The sequence below is a fragment of the Bisbaumannia pacifica genome (assembly GCF_007989625.1).
GTDB classification, from domain to species: Bacteria; Pseudomonadota; Gammaproteobacteria; order Pseudomonadales; family Halomonadaceae; genus Bisbaumannia; species Bisbaumannia pacifica.
Map to the genome: position 1 here is coordinate 23,072 of NZ_BJUK01000040.1, position 8,824 is coordinate 31,895.

Genomic DNA, 8,824 nt, shown 5'->3' on the forward strand with positions numbered 1-8,824 from the left:
CGACACTCGCCCCGCGCCCACCACGCTATCCGCCCCCTTCCGGGTGGCGCCCTCGCTTCGGCATCATCCCGCTCCGGCCCCGCCGGCGGTCCGCGCCTGCCTGCCCTCCGGCCCCAGGACTCGGTGTCTTTCCGCCAACTCCCAGGATCCACACAGTGACATTCGCAACCTCCCCCACTCCCCCCCTCGACACGGCCGAGGTGGTCGTCGTCGGCAGCCTGAACATGGACCTAGTGGTGCGCACGCCGCGCCATCCCGTGCCCGGCGAGACCCTGCTCGGCCACGGCTTCGCCACCACCCCCGGCGGCAAGGGCGCCAACCAGGCCGTGGCGGCGGCGCGCCTGGGTGCCGCCACGGCGATGGTCGGCTGCCTCGGCGATGACACCCATGGCCGCGCCCTGCGCGACAACCTCTCTCAGCAGGGCATCTGCCACCAGGCCGTGCGCACCAGCGCCGCCGGGGCGACCGGGGTGGCCATGATCCAGGTCGATGACGCCAGCCAGAACAGCATCGTGGTGATCCCCGGCAGCAATGCCGAGCTCACCCCCGACGATGTGGACGCCGCCGAGGCCCTGCTGGCCTCGGCCAAACTGGTGGTTTGCCAGCTGGAAGTGCCCCTCGAGACGGTGTGCCGCGCCCTCGAGCGCGCCCGTGCCCATGGCGCCACCACCCTGCTCAACGCCGCCCCGGCCATGGCCTTGCCCGGCGAACTGCTGGCCCTGGTCGACTGGCTGGTGGTCAACGAGAGCGAGGCCGAGGCCCTTAGCGGCTGCCCCGTGGCCGACCCCGATCAGGCGGCCCGGGCCATCGCCCGACTCCAGGCCCTGGGCTGCCGCCGGGTGCTGATCACTTTGGGCGCCCAGGGCGTGGTGGCGGGGCTCGAATCGGGACTCCACCACGCCCCCGCCCGGCCGGTGGCGGCGGTGGATACCACCGGCGCCGGCGACACCTTCGTCGGCGCCTTCGCCGCGGCCCTGGCCCGCGGCGCCGAGGTGGCCACGGCGCTCCAGGAAGGCCAGGCCGCCGCCGCCATCGCCGTTACCCGCCCCGGGGCCCAGGCGGCGATCCCCCATCGCCACGAACTCCCCCCCGTCACCCCCTGAGGAGAATCCCCATGACCTCCGCCCCTGCTCACAAGGTGATCTTCGATACCGACCCGGGCGTCGACGATGCCATGGCGCTGCTCTTCCTGCATCGTCACCCGGCCATCGAGCTGCTCGGCATCACCACCGTGCACGGCAATGCCGACATCGATACCACCACCCGCAACGCCTGCTACCTGGCCGAGCGCTTCGCCATCGAGGCGCCCGTCGCCCGCGGCGCCCGGGAACCCCTGGCGATGGCCAAGTCGGCGTCGCCGGCCATGGTCCACGGCGACGACGGCCTGGGCAACGTCGGCCCGAGCTTCGCGCCGAGCCGCACGCCGGACCCGCGTCCCGCCTACCGCTGGATCATCGATACCGTCCGCGCCCACCCCGGCGAGGTGACCCTGGTCGCGGTGGGGCCGCTGACCAACCTGGCCCTGGCCCTCAAGGAGGACCCGGCGATCGCCGAGCTGGTCAAGGCGGTGGTGATCATGGGCGGCGCCTTCGGCGTCGGCGGCCAGGGCGGCAATGTCACCCCGGCGGCGGAGGCCAATATCCACGGCGATCCGCTGGCCGCCGACCTGGTCTTCACCGCTCCCTGGCCGGTCACTGCGGTGGGCCTGGACGTGACCCACCGGGTGCTGATGAGCAACGCCGACTTCGCCCGCCTGCGCGACCAGGGCGGCGAGGATGGCGCCTTCATGTGGCAGATCTCCCGCCACTACGTCGACTTCTACTCGGCCCGGGAGGCCATCGACGGCTGCTATGTCCACGACTCCAGCGCCGTGGCCTATGTGATCGACCCGAGCCTGTTCGAGGTGCGCCGGGGCCCGATGCGGGCGGTGACGACCGGCATCGCCATGGGCCAGACCCTGCAGCGCCCCGACGACCGGGACTTTCCCCCCGGCGACTGGGACGGCCTGCCCTCCCAGGGCGTCTGCGTGGGTGTGGACGCCGAGCGTCTGCTGACCCACTTCATGGAAACCTTTATCGCCACCGAGGAGGCCGCCTCATGAGTCGACTGAGCCGCATCGCCGACTTCGGCCAGCAGGTCTGGCTAGACCAGCTCTCCCGCCAGCTGCTGCGCGGTGGCCGGCTGCGCCGCCTGATCGCGGAGGACGCCATCGCCGGAGTCACCTCCAACCCGGCGATCTTCCAGCAGGCCATCGCCGAGGACCCGCTCTACCGGGAGGACCTGGCCCGGCTGCGCGCCGCGGAGCCGGACCCGGAACGCCGCTTCGAGGCCCTGGTGCTGCCCGATATCCGCGAGGCCTGTGACCTGCTGCGCCCCCGCTACGATGAATCGCGGGGTGACAAGGGCTATGTCAGCTTCGAGGTCTCGCCGCGCCTGGCCCAGGACGCCGACGCCACCCTGGCCGAGGCCCGCCGGCTGTGGGCGGCCATCGACCGCCCCAATGCCATGATCAAGATCCCGGCGACCCGGGCCTGTCTGCCGGCGATCCGCGACGCCGTCGCCGCCGGGATCAATATCAACGTCACCCTGATCTTCTCGCCGCGCCAGCTCGATGCCGTCTTCGCCGCCTTCCGGGACGGCCTGGCCGCCCGCCACGCCGCCGGACTCCCGGTGGCCGGCCTGCGCGGCGTGGCCAGCGTCTTCCTTAGCCGGGTCGATGCCCGCCTCGACCCGCGCCTGGCGGAGGCCGCCCCCGAGCTTCGCGGCAGCATCGCCATCGCCTCGGCCCGGGCCGGCTATGCCCACTGGCAGGCGGTGTTCGGCGGCGACGACTTCGCCGCCCTCCGCGCCGCTGGCGCCCGGCCGCCGAGCTGCCTGTGGGCCAGCACCGGCACCAAGGACCCGGCCTACTCCGACGTGCGCTACGTGGAGGAGCTGATCGGCCCCGACACCGTCAACACCGTGCCGGCGGCGACCCTCGAGGCCTTCGCCGACCACGGCGAGGCCGCCGAGACCCTGACCCGGGACCTCGCCACCGCCCGCCGGCGGCTCGCCGAGCTGGCCGAGCTGGGCATCGACCTCGACGCCGAGGGCGAGGTCCTGCAGGAGGCGGGCCTGGCCGCCTTCGACCGTGCCTTCGATGCCCTGCTCGAGCGAGTCGCCTGAGCCCATTACCCCGACAAGGAGAACAAGATGCCTCTTTCCCATGCTTCCCGTCGCCTGCTGCCGGCCCTGCTCGGCGGCGCCCTGCTGCTGCCCACCGGCGTCCAGGCCGATACCCTGTCGCCCGTCTGGTCCTTCGCCAATGTCTCGCTCAACTACCTGGACTGGTCCGACGGCACCGAGGCCCGCACCGCCGACAACGCCGCCAAGGGCGACTTCTTCTACCTAGAGCTGGAGGGCGGCGTCGGCTTCGAGTGGGGCGAGTTCTACGGCTTCGCCGACCTCGAGAACCCGGGCAACAGCCGCTTCGACGAGGCCAGCGGCGGCCAGGACAATCGCCGCACCGCCGCCAAGCTGACCTCGCACCTCTACCTGGGCGACTCGCCCTTCTCGCTCTATGCCCATGTCTATGACTTCCGCGACCCGGGCTTCGACAGCCGCGAGCAGGACCAGGTCCTCGGCCTCGGCTATCGCCATACCTTCGCGAGTGGCCTGTGGATCAAGCCCTTCCTCGGCGCGGCCCGGGTGCAGAGCAGTGGCCATACCGGCATGAACGGCTATATGGCCGGCTGGGTCGCCGGCTACGACTTCCAAGCCTTCGACCAGGACTTCAGCCTCACCCAGTGGCACGAGCAGACCTTCGACCGGGACGACGCCTACCTCACCCAGAACTATGTCGGCGAGCCGGCCGGCTCCGTCGGCACCAATGGCGCGGTGAGCCTCTGGTGGCACCCCCATGAGCGGCTCACCGCCGGGGTGCAGTACCGCTACGCCAACAACAAGCTGGGCACCCCCAACGCCTACCAGAACGCCATGATCTACACCCTCAAGTTCAACTTCCTGTGAGGGCGCCCCGCGCCTCGACAGCCCGGATCATGAAGGAACTCCAATGACAATCACCATGAGCCTGGTCGGCATGGCGAGCCTGATCGCCATCGCCCTGATCTTCTCCACCCATCGCCGCGCCATCCGCCTGCGTACCGTGGGCGGCGCCTTCGCCATCCAGGCCGGCATCGGCGCCTTCGTGCTCTATGTGCCCGCCGGCCAGGCGATGCTCGCCGCCGTCTCCGCCGCCGTCAGCCAGGTGGTGCTGTATGCCAACGACGGCATCGATTTCCTGTTCGGCGGCCTGGCCGACCCCGGCGGGGTCGGCTTCGTGTTCGCCATCAAGGTGTTGCCGGTGATCGTCTTCTTCTCCTCGCTGATCGCCGTGCTCTATCACCTGGGCATCATGCAGTGGGTGATCCGCCTGCTGGGCGGGGCCCTGCAGCGGGTGCTGGGTACCTCGCGCACCGAGTCGCTGTCGGCCACCGCCAATATCTTCGTCGGCCAGACCGAGGCGCCCCTGGTGGTGCGCCCCTTTATCGCGCGGATGACCCCGTCGCAGCTGTTCGCGGTGATGAGCGGCGGCCTGGCCTCGGTGGCCGGATCGGTGCTGGCCGGCTATGCGGCGCTGGGCATTCCCATGGAGTACCTGGTGGCCGCCTCCTTTATGGCCGCCCCGGGCGGGCTCTTGTTCGCCAAGCTGATCCTACCCGAGACCGAGACCCCGGAGGACAGCGTCTCCGCCGCCGAGGCGCGCCTCGTGGCGGAGGAGGACCACCCCAGCAATGTGCTCGACGCCGCCGCGGCCGGGGCCACCTCGGGACTCAAGCTGGCCGCCAATGTGGGCGCCATGCTGCTCGCCTTTATCGGCCTGATCGCCCTGATCAACGGCATGCTGGGCGGCCTCGGCGGCTGGCTGGGCATGGAGTCGCTGAGCCTGGAGCTGCTGCTCGGCTGGCTCTTCGCGCCGCTGGCCTTCCTGCTCGGCATTCCCTGGGAGGAGGCGACGCTGGCCGGCTCCTTCCTCGGCCAGAAGCTGGTGGTCAACGAGTTCGTGGCCTATATCAACCTGGCGCCCTATATCTCGGGCGAGCAGCTGGTGGCGGCCACCGGCGAGGCGATGACCCCGCATACGGTGGCGATCCTCTCCTTCGCCCTGTGCGGCTTCGCCAACCTGGCCTCAGTGGCCATCCTGCTGGGCGGCCTAGGCAGCATCGCCCCCAGCCGCCGCCACGATATCGCCCGCCTCGGCCTCAAGGCGGTGCTCGCCGGCACCCTCTCCAACCTGATGTCGGCCTCGATCGCCGGCTTCTTCCTGGCCCTGGCGTAGTCCCCGAAACGACGACGCCCCCGGCGCAACGAAGCCGCCGGGGGCGTGCGGGAACCACGGGAGTCGTCAGCCCTGCTGGGGCACGGCCTCGCTCGTGGCGAAGCGCTCGCGCAACCAGGCGTTGATCGCGTCGGACTCGTAGAGCCACTCGACACCACCGTCGGCCTGCTCGATACGCAGGCAGGGCACCTTGACCCGGCCGCCGCCGGCCTCGAGCGCCTGGCGATGGCCGGCATCACGCTGGGCATCGCGCCGCTCGATGGTCAGTCCCAGGCGCGCCATCTCCTTGCGCACCTTGACGCAGAAGGGGCACGCGCGGAACTGGTAGAGCGCCAGCGACCGACACTGGCGATCCACCTCGGCCTGGGCCTCGTCGCTGCGACTCACCGCCGCCTTGGGGGTGGAGAGTTTCTCGGCCAGCAGCATCGGCGGCGTCAGCAGCAGGCGCAGGGTGCGAAAGAAGTAGCGGATCAACACTCGCATGGCATCCTCGTGATGATGGGGAAAGCTAACGCGCCAGCATACCCTATTGCCCCCGCTCTTGTCGGGGGGCCACCGCCACCTCCTCGATATCGACGATTCGCGAGCGATTCATCACCACCTTCCAGCGCTGGATCACCGCCTCGCCGTCACCGCGGCGCTCCCGGGTCACCAGGTTGATCAGGTGGCGACGCTCCACCCGCTCGCGACTCACCTCCTCGCCCTCGAGGCGATAGACCAGGTGGCTGGCCTTGTCCATCAGCCGGGCCACCAGGCTCAGGTCGAGGGTCAGGGTCTCGCGCACCTGCTCGTAGCCGCTCAGGAAGCGGGTCGGCGACAGCCGCGAGCTGGAGCGGTAGTGCAGCACCACCTCCTCTCGCTGGGCCAGGTTGCGCTTGCGCGCCCACTTGATCGAGTCATCCAGCTTGGCGTAGCGCTGGTAGTCGCACCACTCCAGCTGACGCCCGACCAGCGCCTGACTGGTGGGGTCCAGGTACTGGCGCCGCCACTTGGGGCGCCCCTTGCGCAGAAGCCGCCACAGGGTATTGCGCAGGTCGTCCTTGAACACCTCGCGTAGGGCATAGATCGCCGCCATCGCCAGCACGAAGAGCAGGGTGATATCGCCCAGGGACTCCCGGGCCTGGAGCAGCCCTAGGGAGACGAAGATCATCACCACCGCCGTGGCCAGGGCCTTGACCGCCTTCTGCTCGCCGCCGCCCAGCTCCTGGGTGCGCTGGCGCAGGGTCAGGGGGTACTCGATCAGGCGCCGTAACAGGCGCATCTTGTTGGACAGGCGGGTAGGATCCTCCACCACCCGCGGCGAGTTGTACTCTTCGGCCTCGCGGTGCGCCGCCTCCGCCCGACAGAGCGCCACCAGGCGCCGACGCACGCCGGCATAGTCCGCTTCCCGGGGCAACTGGGCGAGCAGCTCGAGCAGCCGCTGCTCGGTGAACCAGGAGAGGTAATTGTCGATATTGGTGTAGTACTTGAGCAGGCTCTCGCGCTCCGGCACGCTGCGCCGCAGCCGCTTGAGGATATCCAGGGCCAGGGCCAGGACCTCCTCGACGCGCGCCTCCAACGCCGTGGCCTCCTCATGCCTCGCCTCACGGCGCTTGTCGCCCCGCGACTCCCGGAGATAAGCGCGCAGCTCGCGCACCGAGCGCTCCAGGGCCACCACATACTGGTAGGCATAGAGGCTCAGGCTCAGGCGATACTGGTCGCTGCCCGGCTCGCTGCGTCGCGCCAGGCGGCTATGCACCAGGGGCAGCTGATGGCGGTCGCTGTAGTAGGTGCGGCTGAGGTGAATGGCGTGATGGTAGAAGGCCTGCTCGGAGATCACCTCGGCGGAGAGGTCCAGCTCGGCGGGCACGAAGAGGTAGAGGTCGAGCTTGTGGGAGGTGGACTCCCGCAGCACCCGTGACAGCTTGAGATGAAACCCGTCCCTGCGCTCCAGCGTGATCAATGACTTGCCCTCCGCCCCGATCTTCCCTTTATATCACAGGGGGGCGATTCAAGTTTGCCGCCCCGCCGCCGATATGTCGCCAGGCGAGCCGACCCAGCCCATGCCCCGGAGCCCGTTATGTCCATCGCCCGCTTCACGCCCTTCGAGCGGCTACTCCTCACCAGCCGCCACCAGGCCGACACCGCCGCCCTGCTGCTGCTGGGCTGGGTGCTGGTCAATCAGGGGCCGGTGGGCGAGACCCAGCGCGCGCGGTTGGCGAGCCTGACCCGGGACTTTCGCCACGGCCATGCCCTGGAGCCGCTGCTGGAGATCGCCACCGCCCAGGACCTGGACGCCATCCAGCTGGCCGCCGAGGTACTGCAACGGGAGGCCCGGGGCGGCTACCCCTTCCTGCGCCTGGCCATCGCCCTGGCCGCCGGCCAGGGCGAGCCGAGCCCGGCCAACCATCATGTGCTGCGCTTTCTCGCCGACCTGCTGGGTGTCCCTCCTCAGGAGTTCGCCGCTCTCTTCGAAGCCACCAGCCAGCGCCCGCTGAAGGAGCCCGACGATCCTAGCCGCCACGCCTACTGGCAGCCCCACTTCGAGGAGCGCGCGCGCCAGGAGGAGGCGCGCCGCCAGGCCGAAGCGCAGGCCCGGGCGAGCGAGGAGCGAAAGCGCGACGCGGAGCGCAGGCAACGGGACGAGGCCAGGCGCAAGCGAAACGAGGACGGCGAGAAGCGCAGGGGCCACCAAGAAGAGCGGCGCCGCCAGGAGCAACGCCGGCAAGACGACGAGGCACGGCGACGCCGAGAGGAGCGGGAGCGGCGCCAAGGCGAGCAGGAGTGGCGCGAGCGGCGCCAGCACCAGCCGCCCCCCGGGCGCCAGAGCCGCGCCCTCCAGGTGCTGGGGCTCTCCGACGGCGCCAGCCGCCAGGAGATCCGCCGCGCCTATCGCCGCCTGGCCCAGGCCCACCACCCGGATCGCTTCCATGCCGAGGGCGAGGCGGTGATGGCCAGCGCCTCGCGGCGCTTCCAGCGCATCAAGCAGGCCTATGACTTCCTGATGCGGGAGGTCTCCTGATGCGTGATCTCTACCGTCGCCTGGGGGTGACGCCGGACAGCGATAACGAGGCGCTGGGCCGGGCCCTCGAGGCCTGCGAGCACCGCACCCTCCGGCGCGATGCCGAGGCGGCACTGAGCGTGGCCGAGCATCGCCGGGAATACGACGCCCTCCACGCCACCCTCGGCGATATCGGCCGGCTGCGGGCGCGCCTCGGCCTGACCCATGGCGCCCACTGGCGGGATAGCCTGGCCGACGACTTCTCCTGCCCCGCCGACCTGGCCGGCTCCCACCACGAGGCCCTGATGCGGCGCCTGAGCCGTGCCGCCCTGGCCCACGATCGCTGGCGCCGCTGGCGGGCCCCGGCCCTGGGGCTCGGCCTCTTCCTGCTCGGTCTGGCCCTGGGGGCCGCCGCCTGCCACTGGCTACTGGGCTAGGCTATGTCCGAAGACTGGCTGCGCTCGGCCATACGGCGTTAAAAATCGGCTCGTGCGCGAGTCCGATCAAAGTACTCATTTACACCCCGA

Annotated in this window: 9 protein-coding genes; 7 read left to right on the plus strand and 2 right to left on the minus strand. The window is 70.5% G+C overall.

Going from position 1 to position 8,824, the window contains the following annotated elements:
* Nucleotides 1–155: 155 nt before the first annotated feature.
* Genes rbsK through HPA02_RS14430 form a run of 5 tightly spaced genes read left to right on the plus strand, consistent with a single transcriptional unit; the run spans nt 156 to nt 5,317 of the window.
* Entirely contained in the window at nt 156–1,103 is a 948-nt protein-coding gene (gene rbsK, locus HPA02_RS14410) for a ribokinase (RefSeq protein ID WP_244945930.1), read from the plus strand.
* 11 nt (nt 1,104–1,114) lie between these two features.
* Nucleotides 1,115–2,101, plus strand: coding sequence for a nucleoside hydrolase (locus HPA02_RS14415; protein ID WP_146803903.1), 987 nt, complete (start codon nt 1,115–1,117; stop codon nt 2,099–2,101).
* Nucleotides 2,098–3,165 (plus strand): transaldolase, encoded by a 1,068-nt coding sequence (gene tal / locus HPA02_RS14420; protein WP_146803904.1) that lies wholly within the window; start codon nt 2,098–2,100, stop codon nt 3,163–3,165. The genes HPA02_RS14415 and tal overlap by 4 nt, the downstream gene beginning before the upstream one ends.
* A 27-nt stretch (nt 3,166–3,192) precedes the next feature.
* Nucleotides 3,193–4,008 carry an outer membrane protein OmpK gene (locus HPA02_RS14425; protein ID WP_146803905.1) on the plus strand — a complete coding sequence of 272 codons (816 nt, stop codon included), beginning with the start codon at nt 3,193–3,195 and terminating at the stop codon, nt 4,006–4,008.
* Nucleotides 4,009–4,051: 43 nt separating this feature from the next.
* Nucleotides 4,052–5,317, plus strand: a complete 1,266-nt coding sequence (locus tag HPA02_RS14430; protein WP_146803906.1) for a NupC/NupG family nucleoside CNT transporter — start codon at nt 4,052–4,054, stop codon at nt 5,315–5,317.
* 66 nt (nt 5,318–5,383) lie between these two features.
* Here HPA02_RS14430 and HPA02_RS14435 read toward each other — a convergent pair whose 3' ends face one another.
* Both HPA02_RS14435 and HPA02_RS14440 read right to left on the minus strand, forming a co-directional pair.
* Nucleotides 5,384–5,800 carry a glutaredoxin family protein gene (locus HPA02_RS14435; RefSeq protein WP_146803907.1) on the minus strand — a complete coding sequence of 139 codons (417 nt, stop codon included), beginning with the start codon at nt 5,798–5,800 and terminating at the stop codon, nt 5,384–5,386.
* A 43-nt stretch (nt 5,801–5,843) separates the two neighbouring features.
* A complete protein-coding gene (locus HPA02_RS14440) occupies nt 5,844–7,259 on the minus strand; it encodes a hypothetical protein (protein ID WP_146803908.1) in 1,416 nt (471 codons plus the stop codon).
* A 117-nt stretch (nt 7,260–7,376) separates the two neighbouring features.
* On the opposite strand from HPA02_RS14440, the gene HPA02_RS14445 reads away from it, so the two are divergent.
* A complete protein-coding gene (locus tag HPA02_RS14445) occupies nt 7,377–8,318 on the plus strand; it encodes a J domain-containing protein (RefSeq protein ID WP_146803909.1) in 942 nt (313 codons plus the stop codon).
* On the plus strand, nt 8,318–8,734 hold the full coding sequence (locus HPA02_RS14450; RefSeq protein ID WP_146803910.1) for a hypothetical protein: 417 nt from the start codon (nt 8,318–8,320) through the stop codon (nt 8,732–8,734). Before HPA02_RS14445 ends, HPA02_RS14450 begins: the two co-directional genes overlap by 1 nt.
* Nucleotides 8,735–8,824 lie beyond the last annotated feature (90 nt).

Bases quoted from the DNA above. Each gene is read 5' to 3' on its own strand.
- HPA02_RS14415 (WP_146803903.1), top strand. From the start codon at position 1,115: ATGACCTCCGCCCCTGCTCACAAGGTGATCTTCGATACCGACCCGGGC.
- tal (WP_146803904.1), top strand. From the start codon at position 2,098: ATGAGTCGACTGAGCCGCATCGCCGACTTCGGCCAGCAGGTCTGGCTA.
- HPA02_RS14425 (WP_146803905.1), top strand. From the start codon at position 3,193: ATGCCTCTTTCCCATGCTTCCCGTCGCCTGCTGCCGGCCCTGCTCGGC.
- HPA02_RS14430 (WP_146803906.1), top strand. From the start codon at position 4,052: ATGACAATCACCATGAGCCTGGTCGGCATGGCGAGCCTGATCGCCATC.
- HPA02_RS14435 (WP_146803907.1), bottom strand. From the start codon at position 5,800: ATGCGAGTGTTGATCCGCTACTTCTTTCGCACCCTGCGCCTGCTGCTG.
- HPA02_RS14445 (WP_146803909.1), top strand. From the start codon at position 7,377: ATGTCCATCGCCCGCTTCACGCCCTTCGAGCGGCTACTCCTCACCAGC.
- HPA02_RS14450 (WP_146803910.1), top strand. From the start codon at position 8,318: ATGCGTGATCTCTACCGTCGCCTGGGGGTGACGCCGGACAGCGATAAC.